22 protein-coding genes are annotated in these 23,822 nt (G+C 70.3%); 19 read left to right on the top strand and 3 right to left on the bottom strand.

The window, feature by feature from the left end:
• Positions 1-36 precede the first annotated feature (36 nt).
• Entirely contained in the window at positions 37-264 is a 228-nt protein-coding gene (locus NV348_RS02960; RefSeq protein ID WP_447145575.1) for a hypothetical protein, read from the bottom strand.
• A 9-nt stretch (positions 265-273) separates the two neighbouring features.
• Between NV348_RS02960 and NV348_RS02955 the strand changes: the two genes are divergently transcribed.
• The 18 genes from NV348_RS02955 (at position 274) to NV348_RS02870 (ending at position 20,665) form a co-directional block, all read left to right on the top strand.
• Positions 274-1,284 carry an alkaline phosphatase family protein gene (locus NV348_RS02955; protein WP_447145574.1) on the top strand — a complete coding sequence of 337 codons (1,011 nt, stop codon included), beginning with the start codon at positions 274-276 and terminating at the stop codon, positions 1,282-1,284.
• A 162-nt stretch (positions 1,285-1,446) separates the two neighbouring features.
• Entirely contained in the window at positions 1,447-3,816 is a 2,370-nt protein-coding gene (locus NV348_RS02950) for a RelA/SpoT family protein (protein ID WP_447145573.1), read from the top strand.
• A 278-nt stretch (positions 3,817-4,094) separates the two neighbouring features.
• Positions 4,095-5,675: a cutinase family protein gene (locus NV348_RS02945; protein WP_447145572.1), complete on the top strand. Its 1,581-nt coding sequence runs from the start codon at positions 4,095-4,097 to the stop codon at positions 5,673-5,675.
• 55 nt (positions 5,676-5,730) lie between these two features.
• Positions 5,731-6,786 (top strand): DUF8176 domain-containing protein, encoded by a 1,056-nt coding sequence (locus tag NV348_RS02940; RefSeq protein ID WP_447145571.1) that lies wholly within the window; start codon positions 5,731-5,733, stop codon positions 6,784-6,786.
• 12 nt (positions 6,787-6,798) lie between these two features.
• Entirely contained in the window at positions 6,799-7,653 is an 855-nt protein-coding gene (locus NV348_RS02935) for a MinD/ParA family ATP-binding protein (protein ID WP_447145570.1), read from the top strand.
• Entirely contained in the window at positions 7,650-8,294 is a 645-nt protein-coding gene (locus tag NV348_RS02930) for a hypothetical protein (protein WP_447145569.1), read from the top strand. The genes NV348_RS02935 and NV348_RS02930 overlap by 4 nt, the downstream gene beginning before the upstream one ends.
• Positions 8,295-8,388: 94 nt before the next feature.
• Positions 8,389-8,685 (top strand): hypothetical protein, encoded by a 297-nt coding sequence (locus NV348_RS02925; RefSeq protein ID WP_022566424.1) that lies wholly within the window; start codon positions 8,389-8,391, stop codon positions 8,683-8,685.
• Positions 8,682-8,936: a hypothetical protein gene (locus tag NV348_RS02920; protein WP_218716423.1), complete on the top strand. Its 255-nt coding sequence runs from the start codon at positions 8,682-8,684 to the stop codon at positions 8,934-8,936. Before NV348_RS02925 ends, NV348_RS02920 begins: the two co-directional genes overlap by 4 nt.
• Before the next feature lie 11 nt (positions 8,937-8,947).
• Positions 8,948-9,544 (top strand): DUF8175 domain-containg protein, encoded by a 597-nt coding sequence (locus NV348_RS02915; RefSeq protein WP_447145568.1) that lies wholly within the window; start codon positions 8,948-8,950, stop codon positions 9,542-9,544.
• On the top strand, positions 9,541-10,356 hold the full coding sequence (locus tag NV348_RS02910) for a DUF8175 domain-containg protein (protein WP_447145567.1): 816 nt from the start codon (positions 9,541-9,543) through the stop codon (positions 10,354-10,356). The genes NV348_RS02915 and NV348_RS02910 overlap by 4 nt, the downstream gene beginning before the upstream one ends.
• An 89-nt stretch (positions 10,357-10,445) precedes the next feature.
• Positions 10,446-11,867, top strand: a complete 1,422-nt coding sequence (locus tag NV348_RS02905) for a hypothetical protein (RefSeq protein WP_447145566.1) — start codon at positions 10,446-10,448, stop codon at positions 11,865-11,867.
• The gene (locus NV348_RS02900) at positions 11,864-13,360 is read left to right on the top strand and encodes an SCO6880 family protein (RefSeq protein ID WP_447145565.1); all 1,497 of its coding nucleotides are present in this window, start codon (positions 11,864-11,866) and stop codon (positions 13,358-13,360) included. The genes NV348_RS02905 and NV348_RS02900 overlap by 4 nt, the downstream gene beginning before the upstream one ends.
• A 7-nt stretch (positions 13,361-13,367) precedes the next feature.
• Positions 13,368-15,767: a hypothetical protein gene (locus NV348_RS02895; RefSeq protein ID WP_447145564.1), complete on the top strand. Its 2,400-nt coding sequence runs from the start codon at positions 13,368-13,370 to the stop codon at positions 15,765-15,767.
• A complete protein-coding gene (locus tag NV348_RS02890) occupies positions 15,764-16,072 on the top strand; it encodes a transposase (protein ID WP_218717193.1) in 309 nt (102 codons plus the stop codon). The genes NV348_RS02895 and NV348_RS02890 overlap by 4 nt, the downstream gene beginning before the upstream one ends.
• Before the next feature lie 58 nt (positions 16,073-16,130).
• Positions 16,131-17,798 (top strand): peptidoglycan DD-metalloendopeptidase family protein, encoded by a 1,668-nt coding sequence (locus NV348_RS02885; protein WP_447145563.1) that lies wholly within the window; start codon positions 16,131-16,133, stop codon positions 17,796-17,798.
• A 68-nt stretch (positions 17,799-17,866) separates the two neighbouring features.
• Positions 17,867-18,379 (top strand): hypothetical protein, encoded by a 513-nt coding sequence (locus NV348_RS02880; RefSeq protein WP_447150915.1) that lies wholly within the window; start codon positions 17,867-17,869, stop codon positions 18,377-18,379.
• Between the two features lie 40 nt (positions 18,380-18,419).
• A complete protein-coding gene (locus NV348_RS02875) occupies positions 18,420-20,243 on the top strand; it encodes a type IV secretory system conjugative DNA transfer family protein (protein ID WP_447145562.1) in 1,824 nt (607 codons plus the stop codon).
• On the top strand, positions 20,240-20,665 hold the full coding sequence (locus NV348_RS02870) for a DUF4913 domain-containing protein (RefSeq protein ID WP_447145561.1): 426 nt from the start codon (positions 20,240-20,242) through the stop codon (positions 20,663-20,665). The genes NV348_RS02875 and NV348_RS02870 overlap by 4 nt, the downstream gene beginning before the upstream one ends.
• 57 nt (positions 20,666-20,722) lie before the next feature.
• Here NV348_RS02870 and NV348_RS02865 read toward each other — a convergent pair whose 3' ends face one another.
• Together NV348_RS02865 and NV348_RS02860 are read right to left on the bottom strand one after the other, a co-directional pair.
• Complete coding sequence (locus NV348_RS02865) at positions 20,723-21,265, bottom strand: hypothetical protein (RefSeq protein WP_447145560.1); 543 nt, start codon at positions 21,263-21,265, stop codon at positions 20,723-20,725.
• 276 nt (positions 21,266-21,541) lie between these two features.
• The gene (locus NV348_RS02860) at positions 21,542-22,447 is read right to left on the bottom strand and encodes a peptidylprolyl isomerase (RefSeq protein WP_447145559.1); all 906 of its coding nucleotides are present in this window, start codon (positions 22,445-22,447) and stop codon (positions 21,542-21,544) included.
• Between the two features lie 85 nt (positions 22,448-22,532).
• On the opposite strand from NV348_RS02860, the gene hisS reads away from it, so the two are divergent.
• Positions 22,533-23,807 carry a histidine--tRNA ligase gene (gene hisS, locus NV348_RS02855; protein ID WP_447150914.1) on the top strand — a complete coding sequence of 425 codons (1,275 nt, stop codon included), beginning with the start codon at positions 22,533-22,535 and terminating at the stop codon, positions 23,805-23,807.
• Positions 23,808-23,822 lie beyond the last annotated feature (15 nt).

Genomic DNA, 23,822 nt, shown 5'->3' with positions numbered 1-23,822 from the left:
GAGGCCACAGCGGGGTGCGGCTGTCAATGCGATCATCTATCCGGCGGTCCCCGAAGACCTCGCGCGGCTGCGCTTCTTCGTCACCGCCTGCCACACCGAGGCGTAGATCCGCGCGACCGTCGCCGTGCTCGCCGCGTCGGCCTGGGCGAAGCGGCAAGGCGCTGTTGGCTTCTCGTTCAGCGGGGCGACCGGGACGCGCGGAGCCGGTGAAACGTCGATGAACACGGCCGCGCCGCCCTCGCCGGACCGCCCGCGTTGCCGCACCGTGAGGGCATGCGTGAGATGTCGGCTCCGGCGCGCGTGCTCGTCGCGCTGGCCACCGCCCTGCTGACCATCCCGCTGCTGTGCTCGGCCGCGGGCTCCGGCACCGACTTCGACCAGCCCGTCCCCGCCGTCGACGTGGCCGCCGCCTTCGGCGTCCCGCGTCCCGGCGGGCCGGTCGCGAAGGTCGTCGTGATCGGGATCGATGGGCTGCTGTTCGACAAGGCCGACCGTGTCCAGGCGCCACGCCTGCGCCACCTCGCCGCGCAGGGACTGCTCTCGCGCGGCAGCATCGCCGGGCACATCACCGTCTCCGGCCCGTCGTGGGCGAGCGCGCTGACCGGGGTGTGGGACACCGAGCACGGCATCACCGACAACGGTTTCGACGCGAGCCCGTTCCTGGCCCACCCCAGCGTGTTCACCCGGATCGAGCGGGCCGACCCCGCCCGGCACACCGTGTCGATCGGCACCTGGGACCAGATCGCCACCATCGCGCGCAGCGGCGACCGGCGCGCCGACCTCGCGCTCACCACCGCCCCCGACCCGCGCGATCTCGACGAATCGGCCACCGACGCCGGCACCGCCACCGAGGTGGCGCGCGCGATCGAGCGCGCCGGGCCCGATCTGCTCGTCACCCACCTCGACCAGATCGACCTGGCCGGGCACCGGCACGGCGGCGCCTCCCGCGCGTATCTGGCGGCGATTCGCCGGGTCGACGTACTGGTCGGGCAGATCGTCGCCGCGGTCGATCGCAGGGCCGCGGACCACCCGCGCGAGCAGTGGACCGTCCTGGTCACCACCGACCACGGTCACCGCCCGACCGGTGGGCACGGCGGCCAGACCCCGGACGAGACCGCCAACTTCGTCATCGCGCGCGGCGCCGACTTCACTCCCGGCGCCGCGACCAGCGCGTACACGCTGATCGACATCACCCCGACCGTCCTCGACCTGCTCGGCGCACCGCCGGGCCGGCTCGACGGGCGCAGCCTGCGCACCCCGCGGACGCCGGTCGACGAACGCTGAAGAATTCGCAGGTCGCGGCCGGTTTTCCGGCCGAGTCGGTACCGTCGCACGCCTGTGACCGCAGGGAATCGAACACCAGGTCGGTGTGGGGACTAAAGTTGGTGGTCCGGGCGGTTGCAGCACTCGGCCGACAGGTCCGAATGCAGCGTGAGAGGCGGTGGCATGACTCGACAACTCGGCGAGGCGAAGGTTGGGCAGGATTCCACCGGCGCCCCGCGGAACGACGGTGCCCCGGCGACCCCCGAACCGGCCAAACAGTCACCCACCGCCTCCGTGCCCAGCTCTGCCTCGCGGCGCGTGCGGGCCAGGCTCGCGCGCCGGATGACCGGTCAGCGCGGCATCGCGGCGGTCAAACCGGTGCTGGAACCGCTGGCCACCGTGCACCGGGAGCTGTACCCGAAAGCCAATCTGGCGCTGCTGCAGCGCGCCTTCGATGTCGCCGACGAGCGGCACGCCAAGCAGTTCCGCAAGTCCGGCGACCCCTACATCACCCACCCGCTGGCGGTCGCCAACATCCTCGCCGAACTCGGCATGGACACCACGACGCTGGTCGCGGCGCTGCTGCACGACACCGTCGAGGACACCGGCTACTCGCTCGAACAGCTCAAGGAGGAGTTCGGGCAGGAGGTCGCCCACCTGGTCGACGGCGTCACCAAGCTCGACAAGGTCAACCTGGGCGCGGCCGCCGAGGCCGAGACCATCCGCAAGATGATCATCGCCATGGCGCGGGATCCGCGCGTGCTGGTGATCAAGGTCGCCGACCGGCTGCACAACATGCGCACCATGCGCTTCCTGCCGCCGGAGAAGCAGGCCAAGAAGGCGAAGGAGACCCTCGAGGTGATCGCGCCGCTGGCGCACCGCCTCGGCATGGCCACCGTCAAATGGGAGCTCGAGGACCTCGCCTTCGCGATCCTGCACCCCAAGAAGTACGACGAGATCGTGCGCCTGGTCGCCGACCGCGCGCCCTCGCGCGACACCTACCTGGCGAAGGTGCGGGCCGAGATCGTCAACACGCTGGCCGCCTCGCGGATCAGCGCCGTCGTCGAGGGCAGACCCAAGCACTACTGGTCGATCTATCAGAAGATGATCGTCAAGGGTAAGGACTTCGACGACATCCACGACCTGGTCGGCATGCGCATCCTGTGCGACGAGGTCCGGGACTGCTACGCCGCCGTCGGCGTCGTGCATTCGCTGTGGCAGCCGATGGCCGGCCGGTTCAAGGACTACATCGCCCAGCCGCGCTACGGCGTCTACCAGTCGCTGCACACCACCGTGGTCGGCCCCGACGGCAAGCCGCTCGAGGTGCAGATCCGGACCCAGGACATGCACCGCACCGCGGAGTTCGGCATCGCGGCGCACTGGCGGTACAAGGAGACCAAGGGCAAGCACTCCGGTGACGCCGCCGAGGTCGACGACATGGCGTGGATGCGCCAGCTGCTCGACTGGCAGCGCGAGGCCGCCGACCCCGCCGAGTTCCTCGAATCGCTGCGCTTCGACCTGAAGTCGCCGGAGATCTTCGTGTTCACGCCCAAGGGCGATGTGATCACCCTGCCGCAGAAGTCGACCCCGGTCGACTTCGCCTACGCCGTGCACACCGAGGTCGGGCACAAGTGCATCGGCGCCAGGGTCAACGGCCGCCTCGTCGCGCTGGAGCGGCAGCTCGAGAACGGCGAGGTCGTGGAGGTGTTCACCTCCAAGGCGCAGAACGCGGGCCCGAGCCGGGACTGGCAGAACTTCGTCGTCTCGCCACGCGCGAAGGCCAAGATTCGCCAATGGTTTGCCAAGGAACGTCGCGAGGAGGCCCTCGACAGCGGCAAGGAACAGATCTCCAAGGAGGTCCGCCGGGTCGGGCTGCCGCTGCAGCGGTTGATGAGCGTGGACGCGATGACCGCGGTCGCGCACGAGCTGCACTACTCCGACATCTCCGCGCTCTACACCGCCGTCGGCGAGCACCAGGTCTCCGCGCACCACGTGGTGCAGCGGCTCATGGCCCAGCTCGGCGGCATCGGTGACGTCGAGAACGAGCTGGCCGAACGGTCGACGCCGTCGACCACGCCCAGCAGGCAGCGGGTCACCGGGGACGCGGGCGTGCTCATCCCCGGTGCGCCGGGCACGGTGGCGAAGCTGGCCAAGTGCTGCACGCCGGTGCCGGGCGACGAGATCATGGGCTTCGTGACCCGTGGCGGCGCGGTGAGCGTGCACCGGACCGACTGCACCAATGCCGGATCGTTGCAGGAACAGTCGGAGCGGATCATCGAGGTCGAGTGGGCGCCGTCGCCGTCGTCGGTGTTCCTGGTCGCCATCCAGATCGAGGCGCTCGACCGCACCCGGCTGCTGTCCGACGTCACCAAGGTGCTGGCCGACGAGAAGGTCAACATCCTGTCCGCCTCGGTGGCCACGCACGGCGACCGCGTCGCGATCAGCAAGTTCACCTTCGAGATGGGCGACCCGAAGCATCTGGGCCATCTGCTCAATGTCGTGCGCAATGTCGAAGGCGTCTACGACGTCTACCGAGTGACCTCCGCGGCCTGACCCGAACCCCGGCCCGGGCACTCTCGTTCGCGAGGGTGCCCGGGCCGCTGTCTGCCCGGACATAGCTGGTGGATCGCCAGAAGATTGCTGGGACAACGGGGTTTGCCGGGGGCAGTGAAAGGGCCATTTTGGGCAGGGGTTCGGGGTCCCGGAATCTGTTACGGTTTACTGCGTTTCAACGCTCCACTGGTCAGCCGAAACGGACTGTGATGCGGATCGATATGGCTCGGTGCACGACACGACTCACGGGGACGATCATCGCGTTCACCGTCGCTTCGGTGACGGTATCGGCAGGCGTGGCCACGGCGGACGAGGGCGCGCCCGGCGCTCCGTCCACTCAGGTATCGATCTCGGCGTGTCCGGCACTGTACGCCTTGGGGATTCAGGGCACAGGAGAATCGTCGCCGGACGCCGCGCCGAGTACCGACACCGGCATGCTGTCGACGGTCTTCCGGCCGATGTTCGCCAAGGCCGCTGAGCCGGGGCTGGTCGATCGCGCGTACGTCCCGTACGAGGCCGGATTCGGCGGCGCGGTACCGGGTGGGGCGGTGCCCTACACCCAATCGGTCGACGGCGGACTGGAGCGGCTGCGGTCGATGGCCGCCCAGGTCGTGCAGCGCTGCCCGGACTCGCGGATCGCGGTGGTCGGGTATTCGCAAGGCGCCCACGTGGCCTCGCTGTTCGCCCAGGAAGTGGGCGCGGGCACCGGCACGGTACCCGCCGACAAGGTCGCCGCGGTCGCGCTGTTCGCCGACCCGACCCGCGGCGCGAACGCCCCGGTGTTCCCCGGCGCGCCCGACCGGACGACGCCGACCGCGGCCCCCGGCACCTCGGGTGACGCGCTCGACGCGGTTGCCGCGGTACGCCAGGCTCCCGCGCCCGGCGGCGGGCTCGGCTCGAGCGGTGCTCAGCCCGCCGATTTCGGCAAGCTCACCGGCCGGGTCGCGAGCTTCTGCGCGACAGGTGATCTCGCCTGTGACGCGCCGCAGGGCGCACCGCTGCTGCGGGCGGTGACCAATCTCGTCAGCCAGGTGAAGCTCTCGGGTGGGGACCCGATCGGCTCGCTGGTCTCGATCGCGCAGGCGCTGGCCTTCACCTCCATCAAGACGGCCTCGACCGTGGTCAACGAGGACATCTCCGGCAGCACGCTGGCGGATGTCTCGCTCTCGCCGAAGAAGTCGATCTCCCAGCGCATCGCCGACGCCTCCGACCCGCGCGGTCAGCTCGATGTGAACGCCGCCTACCAGGCGCTGCTGAAGGTCGGGATGATCGGGCTCAACGCCGTCGCCACCGTGGTGAAGGCCGTGCTCAATCCGGCGAGCATCGCCGAATTGGCCACCGCGACACTGTCCAATCCACTGGTCGGGCTGACCCTGCTCGGCACCAAGCTCGTCGGCGCCGTGCCGCAGCTCGTGCCGCCGACCACCGGGGTCCGGCTGGTCAACGAGGCGTACGCGGCCGTCCAGCAGAACATCACCGACAACTCCGAGCTGCTCGACGTGACCACCTGGGTGCGCTACTGGGACACCACGCAGCGCCATGACGCGTACTCGCGGATGGGCGTCGGCGCACAGGGCGCGACCCCCACTCAGTACGTCGCGGACTGGTTCGCCGCGGTCGCGCGGGACGCGGCGGGCGCCTCGGGCCGGGGCGCGGTGCCGGTCGGCGGATCGGACAAACGCAGTGCCGGAATCTTCACCAGCCCGACCGGCGCGTCTACGACACCCAAACCTTCCGGTGGGGGACAATTTCCGTTCGGGACAGGAGCCGATGGCGCCTCATCCGGCGGCGCGACGACTCCGCCTGCCGCGTTACCCGGAACCACCGCTCCCACCACCCGTCCGTTCTCTGTGAACTGATCACCGAGAGGTCTGCAATGCGAATCCTTGTGCCCGGCGCCGCGGAAAGGGGGGAATGTTGAAGTCGTACAACGAACTGTCGCGCTGGTACTCGGCGCTCGAACCGGAGACCGAGGCAGTCGACCCCGCGCGCCAGGACACCGCCGACCCGGCGGCGGGCGAGGACGACGGTCCCGCCCGATATTCGCAGCGCCCCGAGCGCGCCCCGTCCGCCGTTCCGGCAGTCGAGCCCGCCGGGCCCGCGCCGGCTACCACGGCGGCGGACGAGCCGAGCCGGGCACCCGGTGACGTCGACCGCGACGACTACTACGGTGTCGCCGCCGACTACGACCGCTCGGCCGCCGCGGCGCAGCCCTACCCGATCGATGTCGAACCGGAGCCCGCGCCCGCGCCACCCGCCGAACTGGCCGCGCGGCGCAGCGAATTCACCGGCGGGTGGTCGGACTGGGTCGCCGAGCCCGCACCGGGCCCCGACGACGAATACGACGCCGAACTGGTCCAGTTCCCCTGGACGGACGCCGCCGACGACGAGTACGACGAGGCTCGGGTACTGGAGCCCTCCGGCGCGCTGCGCGGCCGCAACCGCGACCGGACCTGGATCGTGCTCGCCGTGTCGGTCCTGGTGCTCGTCCTCGCCGCCACCGGCGTGTTCTTCCTGCTGTTCGGCCGTGACGGCGACACCGCCAAGCACGCCGCGCCGCCGCTGCACTTCACGGCGGGCAACCTGACCGCCGACGCGGCGGGCTCGTGCCCGACCGAACGCACCGGTGCCGTCGTCCGCAGTGCCGAGGCCGGGGGCACCGACTCCGGCCCGGACGCCGTGCTCGCCTTCCAATACGCCTACTACGTGAACCGATCGGGGGAGCAGGCCCGATCGGTCGTGACCCCCGACGCCGATGTCTCGCCGGCCGCCGTGATCCAGCGCGGTATCGATTCCATCCCGGTGGGGACCACCCACTGCGTGCGGATCACCACCGTCGCCGCCGACCGGTACACGGTGGAGGTCACCGAGTTCCGGCCCGCGGGCGCACCGGCCACCTACACCAAGCAGTCGGTGCGCACAGCGCTGGTCGGCGATCGCACGCTCATCACGGGCATCGCGGCAGGGTAAGGAGCAGAGGCGATGACAGACGACTGGAGCCGATGGCTCGACGACGCCCCCGAGGGGGAGCCGTCGGGTGACGCGGCGCGTGACCCGGCTCCGGTGGTGCGGTTGCGGCGCAAGACCGGCGAACGTGCCGAGGGCGCGCGCAGACCGATCCTCGTCGTCGGCGGCTGCGGCGGTGCGGGCACCACCACGACCACGCTGGGCCTGGCCGCGGAGCTGGCCACCGAGGCCGCGGCCGCGGTGGCGGTCGACGCGACCGCCGCGGGCAGCGATCTCGCCCTGCGCGGTGCCGACAAGCACCTGCACCCGGTGAACCTGCAGTCGTGGGTGTACGGCCGCGGTGACGACGAACCGGCGCCGATCGAGGACTGCCTGTCCCGCTCCACCTCCGGGTTCGGGCTGCTCTGGCGCGACGCGACGCCGCTGCGCCGCCGCGCGACATATCTCACTGTCGCCAGGGCTTTGGGCACCGGCGGGTACACCGCGGTCTACGACGGCGGCAGCCCGATTGCCGGTCGGCAACTGCGCCCGCTGCTCGACGACGCCGATATCGCACTGGTCCTGACCATTCCGGCCCGCGTCGACGCGGCCAACCGCCTGCGGGTGACGCTGGAATGGCTCGACGACCACTACGGCGACGACGGTGCCGGTGTCGTGGCCGACACGACCATCGTTGTCTCCCACCAGTATTCGCACGACGACTCGCGCGTAGCCGAGCATTTGCGTGAGCATCTGTCGGGCTGGGTGCGCGAGGTCGTCGAGATCCCGTACGACCCGCATCTGGCCCGCGGTGAGCTGGTTCGGCACAGTGAGCTGGCCGAACCGACGCGTGCGGCATATGGGCGGTTGCTCGCCGGGGTGGCATCATGACGGCCGCTATGAATCTTCGTCGTCGTCGTGAACCGACGCCCACCGGCGTCGGTGTCGTCGCGCCGCCCGAGACGCTGCGCGCGCCGATCTGGGAGCGTCCGGTGCCCGGAGTCGGCCGCGCGCCCCTGGTGTGGCTGCTCGGCGTCCACGGTGGCTCCGGTGCCACCACCCTCGCGCACGTGCTCGCGCCCGCCGCCGATGCCCGCGGCAAGTGGCCCGGTGTGTTCGAGCGCGAATCCCCCTACGTCGTCCTCGTCGCGCGCGAGACCATCTCCGGTCTCACCCGCGCGCACGACCTGCTGCGCCAGCATCACGCGTTGCTGGCCGGTCCGGCGCTGGTGCTCGGCCTGATCACGGTCGCGGCCCGCCCCGGCCGGGTACCGCCGGAGATCCGGCGCTACCGGGACGTGGTCGGCTCCTTGGCCGGGCACGTCTGGCAGGTGCCGTGGATCGAGGAATGGACGCTCGTCGAGTCCGAGGCGCTTCCGGTGTGGTCGCCCGGGGACGAGATCGTGCCCAGGAAACGGCGGGCCGATCCGCTCGACGAGGTACCGGCAGAGATCGGTGAGCTCGGTACCGATCTGATCGCCGCGATCCGCGCGAGCATCGACGATCCCGCACCGCGGGAGGGTCGATCATGATCGCCGGGCGAGCCGGCCGCCGGTGGTGTACAAACGTGTGTCGGCGTCGAAGTGTTTGTGGCACAACACCTTTACAGTGGGAGAAAGGCACCCGATGAGCATGATCCTCCTCGCCGTGCAGGACACGTACGGCACCGTCCTGGCCCAGGTGGGTAATCCGACACCGGAAGCTCCTCCCGGCTCGGAGAAGATCCTGCAGCTGGTGCGGTATCTCACCTGGTTCGTGCTGCTGTCGGGCATCTGCGGTATCACCTACGCCGGCGGCAAGTTCGCCTGGGAGCGCTGGACCGGTGGCGGCCTCGAGTCGCCGAAGATGGTGGCGGGCGCCATGATCGGCGGCGTCGTCGCGACCAGCGCGGGCACCATCATGAACGCGGTCATCGGTACGTGATCACCGTGTTCGCCTACAAGCAGATCCCGGCCGACGTGCTGGCGCCGATGATGCAGCTGCTCAACTGGCTGCTCTGGTTCGTCCTGCTGTCGTGCCTGGCCTGGATGATCCTGTCGGCAGGTCGGCTGTGGATCGCGTTCCGCTCCGACCTGGCCGTCAACGACGCCTCGCACGGTGTCCTGATGAGCCTGCTCGGTGCCGCGGTCGCCAGTACCGCCTCCGCGATCGCGCTGGCGTTCCTGCCGGCGTGAGGGGGAGCACCATGACACGGCCGGTCGCGGTCGGTATCGCGTTGCTGGCCGCGGCGGTGGGCTGCGGCCGCGGTGGTGATACCGGCCCCGATCTGTCCGCCGCCCCGACCGGGGTGCGCTGGCAGGACTACCAGGGCATCGCCCTGCCCCAGTCCGACCAGGGGCCGACCTCGGTGACCCAGGGCGCCGCGACGGGTTTCGAGCATTCCCCGCGCGGCGCCGGGCTGGCGGCGCTGACGCACACCATCCGGTTGTCGGTGGCGCCCGACAACCAGTGGGCCACCGTGGTGAATCAGGAACTGGTGCCGGGTCCGGCCCGCGACGAGTGGGCGATCAACCGGGTGCAGTTGTCGATCACCGGGCCCGCCGCGCCGGAGTACGCGCCGAGATTGTTGGGCTACAAAATTACCGAATACCGTGACGAACAGTCCCGAGTCGATGTGTACACCGAATATTCGGACAGCTCACGCGCCGTGAACCACACCACGGTCGGCTGGTACGGCGGCGACTGGCGGCTGCAATTACCCGATCCGCAGTCCACCGACCGACCCGTCGACGCGATCGACGAACTACCCACCGACATCGTGACATTGGAGGCACCGAAGTGAGCGTGAAGGAGCCGGGCGCGCGCGACCGCGCTTCTTTCGGCATGATCGCCTCGGGTGCGCTGCTCGCCCTGATCCTGGTCGTCGGCGCGGTCGTGTACTTCACCAGCAGTGGTGGCGCCGAGGAGGACGTCGCCCCGCCGCCCGCGCAGGCCGCGGGCGGAACGGGTTTCGCCGATCCCGAGGTCGATCTGTTCGGCAGGCGCGTCGACGTGCCGAACAATCCGGCGGGCCAGCCGCTCGCGCAGGACCCGTCGACGCAACGGTCGCCGGTGGATTCGGACTGGCTGACCGGGGCGCCGGAGGGCACGACGAAACCGCACGGCTGGCAACGGGTCTACGGCGCGTCGGTGCCGTTCTCCACCTCCGACGGCCCGGCCCGGATCGAGGACGGTCTGGCCGTCGGCTACGCGCGCACCCCGCAGGGCGCCGCGCTGGCCGCCGCGCAGATCACCTACCGGCTCAACGCCAGGCCGGCCGACCGTTCGCTGTACGTGACACAGGTGCGGGTCAGCACCGCGCAGCTGGCCGCCTACGACTCGGCGCTGTCGAGCGACCGGCTGCCGAAACAGCAGCCGGAGAAGGTGACCCGCTATTTCGTGGCGTCGGACGCGTTCAAGATCGATGACTACGCCGACGACATGGCGATCGTGCGGCTCGCCTCGCGCGGGCCGGTGATCGACGGAAAGCAGTTGTATGCCGCCATGCGGATGATCGTGGTGTGGGACGAGGGCGACTGGCGGCTCAAGCCGTCGTCGACGACCAACACCCAGACGGAGTACGTGGAATCGCTGGCGGGGTGGACGAAATGGTGAGCATCGGTGTACAGCACAGCCCGGATCGATTCCCTGCGGACCATCGAGGGGTGCCAACAATGCTGAGGCGAATACTCACAATCTTCGCGGTGATCTTCACCGTGATGATCGCGACGCCGACCGTGGCCTACGGCCAGACCTACGGCTTCGACCAGGCATGCAACGAACTGCACGACACGCTCGACGGTGTCGCCATCCCCGGTATCTCCCTGGGCGACGCGGCCTCGGCGGTGTGCAAGGCGGGCAACGCCGCCTCGCATCCGGGCGACGCGGCCACCGCGGTCAAGGACAAGGCCTGGGACTCCACCTTCGGCAAGGTGGTCGACTCCCTGATGAAGGGTCTCGGTGAGGCCCTGATCCTGGCGCTGACCTTCTGGATGAAGGTGCCCAACGAGGCGGTGAGCGACTCCGGCGCCCTGTTCACCAAGATCAACGACTACACCTATCAGATCCAGATGCTGTTGCTGATCGCCTCGGTGATCATCACCGGCGGCCGATTGGCCGAGGCCAGACGCGGGGCGGCCGTGAGCGAGGCCGCCGAATCGTTCCGGTTGTTCGCCCGGGTCGTGTTCAGCTCGTGGATGCTCGGCGCGGTGATCGTCGCGGGCACGCGGGCCTCGGACAAGTTCTCGGAGTGGATCATCGAGGACGCCACCGGCGGCAATGCCAAGAACATGGCCGAGCTGATGGTGAAAACATCCAAGTTGCAGGCGTTCTCGCCCGGCCTGGTACTGATCATCGCGATCGTCGGCCTGCTCGGCGCGCTCGCCCAGATCGTGCTGGCCATCGTGCGGCAGGGTCTGCTGGTGGTCGCCGCGGGCGTGCTGCCACTGGCCGCGGCCGCGTCGGCGACCGGGACCGGCAAGCAGTCGTATCAGAAGCTGGTCGGCTGGATCATCGCGTTCATGCTGTTCAAGCCGGTGGCGGCGATCGTGTACATGATCGCGTTCACCACCGCCGGACACGTCGACGAGACCACCACCTCGGGCGGGCTGCCGGAAGGCGAACAGGCACAGCGGATGCTGGTCGCGCTGGTGCTGCTGTGCAGCGTCGCGTTCGTGCTGCCCGCGCTGATGCGTCTGGTGGCGCCCGCTGTCGCCACGGTCGGCACCGGTGGTTCCGGTCTGATGGTGGCCGGTGGTACCGCGGTCGGCGCGATGGCGCTCGGCGCGATCGGCACCAAGGCGGTCGCCACGCGGCCCGCCGCGGCGCCCGGCTCGGCAGGCTACTTCGGCAGCGCGGGCTCGGGTCCGCGGCCCGGCGGCGCGGGCCCCGGCGGCGGTGCCCCGCGCGGCCCGGCGCCGACACCGCCACCACGCGGTGGCGGGGGTGGTGCGGCCGCGGCGGCACCGAGTTCGGGCTCGGTACCCTCGGGCGCGGCCCGCAATGTCGTGGCCGCGCGCGCCGCGGCGGGCAGCGCGGCGCGGGCCGACCAGGCGGCAGGCGATCTCGCCGGTGACCGCTGGGCGAATCGTTCACCCGACCTCGGCAGGAGCACGATTCCGCGATGAGCACCATCTCGACCGACACCTACGAGCGGCGCTCGTACGGGCTGTGGCAGAAGCCGCGCAGCGCGGGCCTTTTCGGCCTGCGCTGGGAAGAGACCGTGATCGGTTTCGTCGTGGTGATCACCGCCCTGATCAGCGCCATGGTCGGTGGGTTCAAATGGGGTTTCGTCGTCGGCGGCCTCGGCGCGCTGGTGATGGTGCCCCTGGTGTGGCGGACGGGGGGCCGTTCGGGCTACGAGACGGGATTGATGATGTTCAACTGGATGCGCTCGCGCAAGAACGGCGAGCACGTGTATCGCGGCGGCCGGTTCTCCCGGATCCCCGGCGGCGTCACCAAGCTGCCGGGGCTGCTCGCTCCGTCGAAGCTCTACGAGGGCATCGACGCGGGCGGCTACCACTTCGGGATGATCCACCTGCCCGCGTTCGCGCAGTACACCGTGGTGCTGCGGGCCTGGCCGCAGGGCCACGAGGCGGTCGACCAGCCGGTGATCGATCGCTGGGTCGCCGCGTGGGGCACCTTCCTCGCCTCGGTCGGCCAGACCAGCGACATCGTCGCGGTGGTGCCGGTGATCGACACCGTGCCCGAGACGGGTAATCGGCTGCTCAACGAGGTCTCCACGATCACCCGCCCGGAGGCACCGGATCTGGCCCAGCAGGTGATGTACGAGCTGGCCACCGAATTGCCGCAGGAGCGCGTGCAATTGCTGCCGCGCGTGGCGATCACCTTCAAGGCCACCACCGCCGAGCGGCGCAAGAACCCGGCCGAGGAAGCGGTGGAGATCGGGCGCAGGCTGCCCGGTATCTGCGCGGCGCTGGCGGAGGCGGGCGTGCGGGCGCAGCCGATGTCGGCCGAGGAGGTCATCTCCTTCATCCGCCGCAGCTACGACCCGGCCGCCCAGGCCGATCTCGAGGTCGCCGCCGCCGATCCCGGCGGGCACGGCCTCGGCTGGGACGACGCGGGTCCGGTCTCGCACGACGAGAAGTGGGATCACCTGATCCACGACGGTGGCCGCTCGGTCACCTGGGAGATGGACGCGGCGCCGGAGGGCGCGGTCGACGAGCGGGTGCTGCAGCGGCTGCTCGCGCCGAATCCCGAAGTGCCGCGCAAGCGCATCGCGATCGTCTACCGGCCGCACTCGGCCGCCGACGCCGCCGAGATCGTCGACGACGACTTCAAGAACGCGCTCGTGGCGCAGCAGAGCGAACGCGGTGTCGTCTCGGCCGCCGCGACACTGCGGGTCGGCGCGACCCAGCAGGCTCGCGAGGAACAGGCCCGCGGGCACGGTGTGACCCGCTTCGGCGCGCTGGTGACGATCACCGAGCCGCTGCGCGGTGACCTGCCGCGCATCGAGGCCATCACCCGCGACCTCTCGACGCAGGCCCGGCTCAAGATCCGGCGTTGCTACCGCTACCAGGCCGCGGCGTTCGCGGCCTCCCTCGGTTGTGGCGTCATCCTGCCCGAGCACGCGACCATTCCGAAGGCATTGGCGGGGTGAGGCGATCATGGGACGCGACTTCGACGACATCGCGCTACGGCCCGTGCACCGGCCGCCCCGAATCCGCGGGGAACGCGAACCACGACCGGCCGGGAGCGCGTCGCGCGTGAGCGACGACGTGCTCGGCCTGGAGGAGCGCACCGAACGCGCCGAACGTGAGTCGGCGCGCGGTAGTTCCGTGGCCGACGAGCACACCGAGCGCGAGCGCCGTCCGCGCGAGGGCAGGCCGCGCACCGGGGAAGCTGGCGGCCGGTCCCGCGCGGACGAGCCACGTCGTCCGGCCGCCGAGCGCGCGCCACGCGACGAGGACCACCGCAGGCCACGCGCGGACGAGGACCACCGCAGGCCGCGCACCGGTGAGAACCGCAGGCCGCGTGAGGAAGACCCGCGCGGCAGGCGCGAGGAACCGCGCGCGGGCCGTGGCGAGCGGCCCGCGTCGGGGGAGCGCCGCCCACGAGGTCCGCGCCCCGATATCGATCGCGCCGCCAAGGCCCGGATCGACCGCGGCCTGCGCGCCGAGGACCACGGACCACGGCTGAACCACGAACGCGCGATGGATCCGCGCCGCAAGCCACGCCCGGCCGAGCCTGGCCCCTTCGCCAAGGCACCGCGTCCGCCGCGGGCCGACCGGCCCGACGACGCCGCCGACCGGGCGATGGGCGCGGGCCGCTCGGCCAAGTCGCGCAATCGGGCCGACCGGCGCGGCCAGTCCGGCCCCTCGCTGCTCGACGACGCCACCCGCGCCCGCTACGAGATGATCGCCCGCGAGCAGTCGGGACTGCGCGCGGCCTGGGCGACCTTCCGCATCCACACCGACGACCTGCGCCGCAACAACGCGCAGGCGCGCAGCGAGGCCGTCGTCAACGACGGATTCGACCGCACCACCGCGGAATTGACCGATCGCGGCTACTCCGGTCCCGGCGGCGGCAAGATGAACGTCGTCGGCCGCCCGGTCGAGTACCGGGCCACCACCGCCCAGGTCGCGGGTCTGTGGCCGTGGTCGGTGGGCGCGGGCGCGCCGCTGATCGGTACCCCGCTCGGCTCGCACCTGCACACCGGCGCCCCGGTCTGCTTCGACCCGATGAACTGGTTCATGCGAGGCAGCTTCATCACCGCGCCGAGCCTGTTCGTGCTCGGCCTCAACGGTTTCGGCAAGTCCTCGCTGGTGCGCCGGATCGTGCTCGGCGGCATCGCCCAGGGCATCACCCCGCTGATCCTGGCCGATGTGAAGCCCGACTACCGCAAGATGGTCGAACTCGTCGGCGGCCAGGTGATCGACCTCGGCTACGGTCACGGCAAGCTGAACCCGCTGGCGGCGGGCGTACTCGGCTCGGTGGTGCCCCGTCTCGAGGAGTTCCCCGCGCTGCAACGCCAGGTGCTGCAGGACCTGCGGGCCCGCCAGGTGACGCTCATCGCCGGCCTGGTGGAGCTGGTCCGCGGCGCCAGGGTGGCCGACTTCGAGGAGACGCTGATCGCGACCGCGCTGCGCATCCTCTACCAGCCGGGCAGCGGCTACGCCCCCGACAAGCCGCCGATCATGGAGAACCTGCTCGAGGTGATCGTCGGCGGCGGCGCGGAACTCATGCTCGACGCGGGCGCCGACAACGACGACGAGTACCAGAACGCGATCAAGAACCTGCGGCGATCGCTGCGCGCGCTCACCCAGGGCCCGTTCGGCGCGATCTTCAACGGCCAGACCACCGTGCCGATCGACACCGGCGCCGTCGCGGTGTGTATCGACGTCTCGCACATCCCCACCGGCGACAAGAAGCTCAAGGCCGCGGTGATGCTGGCCTGCTGGGCCGACGGGTTCGCCTCGGTCGAGGCCGCGCACGTGCTGGCCGACGCGAAACTCGGTCCGCAGCGCTACTTCCAGGTGGTGATGGACGAGCTGTGGCAGGTCCTCGGCCTCGGTGACTTCATGGTCGACCGCGTCGACGAACTGACCCGCCTGCAGCGTGGTCTGGCCACCGCGCTGATCATGATCAGCCACACCATCAAGGACCTGCAGGCGCTCGGTTCCGACGCCGCCATCGCCAAGGCGATCGGCTTCCTGGAACGCGCCCGCGCCAAGATCTTCGGAGCCCTGCCCGCCGAGGAGATCAGCAGGCTCGACTCGACGGTGCCGTTCACCGCCGCCGAGCAGGAGATGGTCACCGGTTGGTCGGCGCCGCAGGCGCTCACCGGTGAGGCCCTCAAGCCCGGCCAGCAGCGGCCGTCGCCGCCCGGTACCGGCAAGTTCCTGCTCAAGATCGGTGAGGATCGCCGTCCCGGTATCCCCTTCCACATGGAGTTCACGGTGTCGGAGAAGGAAAGCGGAATCCACGACACGAACCAGCGGTTCAGCGAGTTCGGCGACAATCCACGCGGAGCACCCGACCCGTCGGTGGACGGGGGCGCGCAATGATGCCGCACCGGTCCTACCGCCGGGTCTCGCCCGAGGTGCGTGACGCCGCGGTCGCGCAGGTCGTCGCGCTGACCGACAAGCTGCGCAGCGAGTCCGAGGCGTGCCGGGTGGTCGCCGAACAGATCGGCGTGCACGCCAATTCGGTGCGCAACTGGGTGCGCGCGGCCGAAGGCCCGAGCCTGGAGCGGATGGACGCGACCGCGCTGCGCCGCAAGGTGGCGCTGCTGCAGCAGCAGCTCGCCGCCGCGGCCGAGATGAACCGCACGCTCGCCGACACGCTCAACGAAACCCGGCGCCGCACGTGATCACCGCCGCGGCGGACCCGGATCCCGGCGCCCGGCGCGGAACGCCAGGAGGCGGCCGGTGAACGCCCGCACGATGCTGATGTCGGCGCTGGGCTCGGTCATCGGGCTGATCGCGCTCGTGCTGGTCATCGTGCTGCCCTCCTCGGACGAGACCTGTGAGACCACCGATGTGCTGAGCGGTTCGGCGGCCCCGACACTGCCGCCGCTGGGTGGCGAGTCGACCGGCGATTCGCGGGCCGCCGCGTCCGTCACGCCGACCGCGACGTCGAATCCGGCCGTCACCGGTACGCCGTCGCTGGCCGCGGGCGTCGGTCCGCTGCGCCGCACGCTGCCGCTCGAGACCGGCACCTTCACCGTCTCCGACGTGTTCGGTTCGCGCAGCGGTGGTCACAAGGGCATCGACCTGGCCGCCGCCGACGGGACCACGATCTATTCGGTGTCCGACGGCCGGGTCGTGGCCGCCGGTCCCGCCTCGGGTTTCGGCAACTGGATCGTCGTCGATTCCGTCGACACCAACGGCCGGGCCTTCTCCGCCGTCTACGGTCACATGTGGGATGGCGGCGTGAAGGTGCGCACCGGCGAGACCGTGACCGCCGGACAGCCGATCGGGATGGTCGGTTCGGCGGGCGAATCCAGCGGCCCGCACCTGCATTTCGAGATCGTGCCCGGTGGCCGCTTCACCGGTGGCCGCCAGATCGACCCGATGCCGTGGCTCGACGGCGCGCCGACCCCGGATGTCGGTGGCGCGCGGGCCTTCTCGACCGACGCCAACTGTGTGCGCGGCTTCGGCAGCGCCGGTGGCGCGCTCGCCGACGGGAAGGTGCCCGCGGAGCTGGAGATCTGGTATCGCAGGGCGGGCACGGTGTGCCCGGAGATCTCGTCCTCGCTGCTGGCCGCGCAGGCCAAGCAGGAGTCGGGTTTCCGGCGCGGACTCACCTCGCCCGCAGGTGCGCAGGGCCTGGCCCAGTTCCTGCCCGGCACGGCGGTGAGCATCAATCCCGACGACGGCAAACCGTACGTCATCGACGCCGACGGCAACGGCACGGCCAGCGTCTGGGACGACGGTGACGCGATCATCGGCCAGGCCCGCTACATGTGCGCGATCGCGCACAAGATCGCGGGCTGGATGGCCGCCGGCAAGGTCTCCGGTGACCTGCCCGCGCTCACCCTGGCCGGATACAACGCCGGTGAGGGTGCGGTACTGGCCTCGGGCGGGATGCCCAATCAGGTTGCGGCGCACTACTCCGAGACCCATCCGTATGTCACCAACATCCTGTCGATGGAGCCGCAGTACCGCGCTCCCGGCGCGCAGGGCCGGTTCACGCCCGAACAGGGCGGTGGCGGCGCGCAGATCGTCGAGGCCGCCCACGACTGGCTCGGTACGCCGTATGTGTGGGGTGGCGGCGGCGTCCAGGGCCCGAGCAGCGGCGGTTTCGACGCGCCGGGCCTGACCGCCGCCGCGGTGTTCGCGGCATCTTCGGGTGCGGTCATCTTGCCGCGCACCGCCGAACAGCAGTGGGAATCCGGTCGTGAGGTGCCGATCTCGAAGATGGCCGCCGGTGACCTGGTGTTCAGTGGATTCGGGCCGAAGGGCCCGTCGAAGGTGGGCATCTACGCGGGCGACGGCCAGGTGATCCAGGCGGTCCCGCCGTCGAGCAGCGGTGGCGGCGGTGGCGTCACCGAGGTGGCGGTGCCGGGCGACGCGCGGGCGAGGAGGGTGTTGTGACCACACGTCCCCCGGCACCGGGGATAACCTGGTGGAAGAGAACACGAATCCGCACAATTCCGGCGGTGATGCTCGTGGCGGTCCTGCTTCCGGTCGCCGCTTGCGGCGGCGATCCCGATGCCGCGCGCCCGGACTCGGCGGCTTCGACCACCCGGCTGCTCGAAGCCGCGGCCACGGTCGACCCGACGACGGCCGACGGCGTCGCGGTCGTGGCCCTGCGCGAGATCTACACCTGGAACCCGGCCACCGAGCAACCGGGCGAGTCCCTGCAACGCGCGCGAAAATGGCTGGGGCCCAGCATGATACGTATGCTGGACAGTTCGGCGGGGACCACCGACACGCCGAAACCGTCGCTGCAGTGGGCGGACTGGGCGAAGGCGAAGGCACACGTGGAGGCATTCGCCTTCGCCTCGGGGGAGAAGGCACCGGCCAGCGCGGATCCCGCGGTGGCGCAGTACAAGATCGGCATCGAGCAGACGGTCGTCTATCCGAACGGGCGGTCCGAGGCCCTCCCGCCGAGCACGGTCATCGCGACCGTGGTGCAGACGCCGCAAGGTTGGCGCCTCGACGCGTTCCGCTGAGCACCCACCACCATCCGACAAGGTCCACAAGGAGGCACACGTGGCGAAGAAGAAGGTGACGGATCCGGCCGCGGTCGGACCCGACACGACGCTGATCCTGATCGTGTTCGGCTTTGCGACGCTGATCACCCTCGCCGTCGCGCTGCACCTGGGCAACGCGTTGGCGGTGGTGCCGCAGAACATTCCGGCCAACCCGATCGCGGTGGTCGCCGATCTGGCGCGCGGCAAACTGCACTGGCCGCGGGCGTCCACGGTGATCGTGCTGCTGGTGATCGCCGCGGCCATCGCCTACGTGGTGGTCCGCAAGCAGATGAAGAAGCGCGCGGTCAAGGGCAGGCTGTCGATCGACGACAAGGCCGATCACATGGGCACCGGCAGTGCCATCGCCTCGATCACCGAGGCCGGGGTGCGGCAGAAGGCCCTCGATCTCGGTGTGCGGCTGGGCACCAACGACGCGCCCGGCGTGCCGATCGGCGTCGCCGTCGCCGACGGTTCCCCGCTCTACGGCTCCTACGAGGACCTGCACCTCGATATCTGGGGCCCGCGCCAGGGCAAGTCCACCTCGCGCGTGATCCCGGCGATCCTGTCGGCCATCGGTCCGGTGCTGACCACCTCGAACAAGCGCGACGTGGTCGACGCGACCCGGAATGTGCGCGAGGCCAAGGGCAGCGCGACCTTCGTGTTCGACCCGCAGGGCGTGGCAGGCGAACATCCGGTGTGGTTCTGGGATCCGCTGGCCTGGGTCGATCACCGCAAGGAAGGTTGCGAGATGCGGGCGGCCCGGCTGGCGGGCCACTTCGCCGACGCCGAGAGCGGCGGCGCCGATAACACCGACAGCTTCTTCGACCCCGAGGCCGAGGACCTGCTGGCGGGGCTGTTCCTGGCCGCGGCGATCGCGGGCAAGCCGATCACCCAGGTGTGGGAATGGGTGACCAACCCGCAGAACAGTGAGCCGATCGAGCATCTGCGTGGCGCCGGGCACGACTTCACCGCCTCCGGTCTGGCCATGCAGTACAACGCCGAACAGCGCACCAAGAGCGGCATCTTCGGCACGGCCAAGAAGATGGTCCGCTGCCTGCAGATGTCGAACGTGCACCCGTGGATCACCCGCGGCAGCGGCGACCGGCTGCAGTTCGACGAGCTCGAATTCATCGAGCGCAACGGCACGCTCTACTGCCTGTCGCTGGAGGGCCGTGGGTCGGCCGCGCCGCTGGTCAGCGCGCTGACCGAGGCCGTCATCGATGTGGCCATGCGCAAGGCCTCGCTGTCGTCCGGTGGCCGGCTGCCGATTCCGCTGCTCGCGGTGCTCGACGAGGCGGCCAACGTGGTGCGCTGGAAGGATCTGCCCAAGCAGTACAGCCACTTCGGCTCGCGCGGCATCGTAGTGATGACGGTGCTGCAGTCCTGGGCCCAGGGTGCGCGCTGCTGGGGCGACGCGGGCATGAGCGCGCTGTGGTCGGCGGCCAACATCAAGGTGCTCGGCAGCGGTGTCGACGACATGGCGTTCCTGCGTGACCGGTCCGAGGCGATCGGCGAGTACGACTCCATCTCGCAGTCGATGTCGCAGTCGGGCACCAGCAAGAGCTACTCGCGCTCGCTCAGTTCCTCGGTGACCTTCTCCGCACAGGGCCTGGCCACGTTGCCGCGCGGACGCGCGGTGGTGTTCACCTCGGGTCAGCCCGCGGTGCTGGTCCGGACCGTGCCCTGGTGGGAGGGGGAGTACGCCGAGGCGGTCAAACAGTCGATCGAGTACAACGATCCGACCCGCAAGACCCGCATCGACGATCTGATCGGAACGCCGGTGCTGTCGAATACCACTCCGCCGGAGCAGTACGGCGACGTCGAGGAGGTCAAGCCGCTGTGAATCAGCAGAAGCCCGGAACCAACGACCTCACCAACGGCTATCCCAATGTCGTGGAGTTCGTCAACGGCTACCTGAGCAAGGTGTACCGCAGGCAGGTCACCGACATCAGCGACACCGTGTGGTGCCCCGAATGGTGGCGCCACACCGAGGCGGTCATCCGGCTCGACGCGCTGTGGCAGGCCTGGGAGCACTACCGGCTGGAGGGCGGGCCGGGGATCAGCGTGTGGTTCCTCGACCACGCCGACAACCACATGGCCAAGCTGTTCGATCCCCGTGGGCCGTTCAAGTACTGCAGCGTGCGCAACGGGCACAAGAGCATGCTGGATCCGTTGCCGTTGCGCGATCAGGAAGGCGCGGAGCAGGAGATGTTCTCCGATCCGGAGGTCACCGAGCCGTGGCTCAAGACCAAGCCGACGCTGTAGCCAGGCGGTGATCGTCGCGGGCGGCCGGTCCTCCGGCCGCCCGGCGGCGACGAGCGGTCAGCGGCCGCGTTCGAGGCCGCGCGGATCGATGCCGCGTTCGAGACCGGTGCGGCGGGCGCCCGCGTTCGTGCGGCGGATCGCCTCATCCGGCGAAATGCCCTGTCCCATCTCGACGAGCATCCGCACCTCGGCCAATTCCGGTGCCACGCCCGCCCGTTCGAGATGGGCGGCGATGGCCGCGCGGCGCTCGACGGAGTCGTAGCCGAGCTGGGGCGCCTGCGCGGCGCCCGCGGTGGCGCCCGCCGCGAACGGGGAGGACGGGTCCTTCTCCAGGGTGAGTCCCCGCGGCTGGGTCGACTTGGCGCCGACCGACATCATCTGCACCAGTTCGAGATTGCGCGGGTCCTTGGCCTTCAGCTCGCGCGCCTCGCGGACCTGCAGCTCGCGGGCTTCCTTCATCTTCGCCTCGACCGCCTTGGCGCGGGCCTCGGCCTCTTTCTGGCCGTGCTCACGCGACTTGAGGGCGACCAGGGTGGCCATCTGCAGCATGGTGCGCATCATGGACGCCGTTTCGCTGCCGATGTCGTCGAGTTCCGCCATGACTGCTCCCCGATGCTGCTGTGGAAGTGGACATCTGAGCCTACCGCGCGAAGGACACGACTGTATGTCTGGCAGAGCCACGCAAGGGAGGTGTCGAGAAGTTTCGGTGGACGTGGAGTGGCGAGGGAGAAAATACGGCGGGCGAGGCGGTCGGCCGGATGAACAATAGGATTGGCTTGCCTCTGATGATCTTCTGGCGGTGTCGGGGCCGGAAAACCGGAAACGGGCCGGACGCCGTGCTGGCGTCCGGCCCGTCGTCTGCCGTGCGAGCGGGTGTCAGCCCACCTTGACGGTGTTGAAGCTGATCGGCATCTTGGGCTTGCCGCCACCGGCCGACATGGAGCCGTCGTCGCCCGCGGCGCCGACCTTCTCCAGCGTCGCGAGTCCCGCCTCGTCGATGGTGCCGAAGATCGTGTACTTCGGCGGCAGGATGGTGTCGCCGTAGACCAGGAAGAACTGGCTGCCGTTGGTGCCCTCGGGGGTCAGACCCGAGTTGGCCATCGCGATCACGCCGCGCTTGTACTTGATCGGGCTGTTGAGCGCCGGGTCGTTGTCCGGATCGGTCGTGGGGAACTGATCGGTCGGGTACTCGTTGGCGAAGCTGTAGCCCGGTCCGCCCATGCCGCTGGCGGTGGGGTCACCGCACTGCAGCATCTCGAAGCCTTCCTCGGCCGAGATGCGGTGGCAGCTGGTGCTGTCGAAGTAGCCCTGCTGCGCCAAGCTCACGAAACTGTTGACGGTGCACGGCGATTCGGCATTGTCGAGCTCGAGACCGATCGGGCCCTGGGTGGAGTCGATGGACACCTTGGTCTTCGGCGCGTCGGGGCCGGAGGCGACCGTGGTGGTGCTCGGCGGCGCCACCGGCTTGCTCGCGGGCTCGGCGCCGACAGGGTAGGCGCAGGTGACGGTGGCCGGCTTGGCGGCGACCGCGGGCGCGTCGGCGGCCGGGGGTAGCTCCCGCTTGCTGGTGGCCGAGGTGCTCGCCGTGGCCGAGGAATCCGCCTCGTCGCCGCCCTTGGTGAGGAAGTACACGCCGGTCACGGCGGCGGCGACCGCGATCACACCCAGTACCGAGCCCGCGATCACCAGGCGCTTGCGCTTCTTCTCCTGCTCGGCCCGTCGTGCCAGCTGGCGCTCCAGCTTGCGTTTGGCCGCCGCCCGTCGCTGTTCGTTACTCGGCACTACCGCGTTCCTCCCGTGTCGTCAGGTTCGTCTAGAGGGTAACCGGTTGGACTCGAGGGGCGCCCGTGGGGAAAACTGGATGATCGTGACCAAGACCAGCAGCTTCACCGCCCCGAAGGGGGTCCCGGATTACGTGCCGCCCGGCTCGGCCGAGTTCGTCGCCGTGCGCGACGGCTTGATCCACGCCGCCCGACTGGCCGGGTACGGGCACATCGAGCTGCCGGTATTCGAACAGACCGCCCTGTTCGCGCGTGGTGTCGGTGAGTCGACCGACGTGGTCAGCAAGGAGATGTGGACCTTCGCCGACCGCAACGGCGAGAGCTTCACCCTGCGTCCCGAAGGCACCGCGGGCGTGATGCGCGCGGTGATCCAGCACGGCCTGGACAAGAGCGGCCAGCTGCCACTGAAGCTGTGCTACGCCGGTCCGTTCTTCCGCTACGAGCGCCCGCAGGCCGGCCGATACCGGCAGTTGCAGCAGGTGGGCATCGAGGCGATCGGCGTCGACGACCCCGCGCTGGACGCGGAGGTCATCGCGATCGCCGACGCCGGCTTCCGCGGTCTCGGCCTGGACGGCTTCCGCCTCGAGATCACCTCGCTGGGCGATGAGACCTGCCGCCCGCAGTACCGGGAACTGCTGCAGGAGTTCCTGCTCGGGCTGCCGCTCGACGAGGAGACCCACCGTCGCGCCCAGATCAACCCGCTGCGCGTCCTCGACGACAAGCGGCCCGAGGTGCGCGAGCTGACGGCGAACGCGCCTCTGATGATCGACCACCTCTCCGAGTCGGCGAAGACGCACTTCGAGCAGGTGCTCGCCCACCTCGACGCCCTCGGTGTGCCGTACGTGGTGAATCCGCGCATGGTCCGCGGCCTGGACTACTACACCAAGACCACCTTCGAATTCGTGCACGACCAGCTGGGCGCGCAGTCCGGCATCGGTGGCGGCGGCCGCTACGACGGGCTGATGGCCGAGCTCGGCGGGCAGCCGCTGTCGGGCATCGGCTTCGGCATCGGCGTCGACCGGACCGTGCTGGCCCTGGCGGCCGAGGGCAAGACCGCGGCCGATCCGGCGCGCTGCCAGGTGTACGGCATCGCGCTCGGTGATGTCGCCAAGGCGCGGCTGGTCACGCTGGCAGGCGCGCTGCGTGGCGCGGGCATCAGCGTCGACCTTGCCTACGGCGGGCGCGGGATGAAGGGCGCGATGAAGGGCGCCGACCGCTCCGGCGCGAAGTTCACCCTGGTGCTGGGCGACCGCGATCTCGAGCAGAACTCGATCGGGGTCAAGGAGATGGCGACCGGCGAGCAGCGGCAGGTGCCGCTCGGCGAGGTCGTCGGGGTGCTGCGCACCGCGCTCGGCCACTGAGCCCGGCGGTCCCGG

It is taken from the genome of Nocardia fodinahabitans, from assembly GCF_052983615.1.
This window is presented reverse-complemented; position numbering and strand designations above follow the sequence as displayed.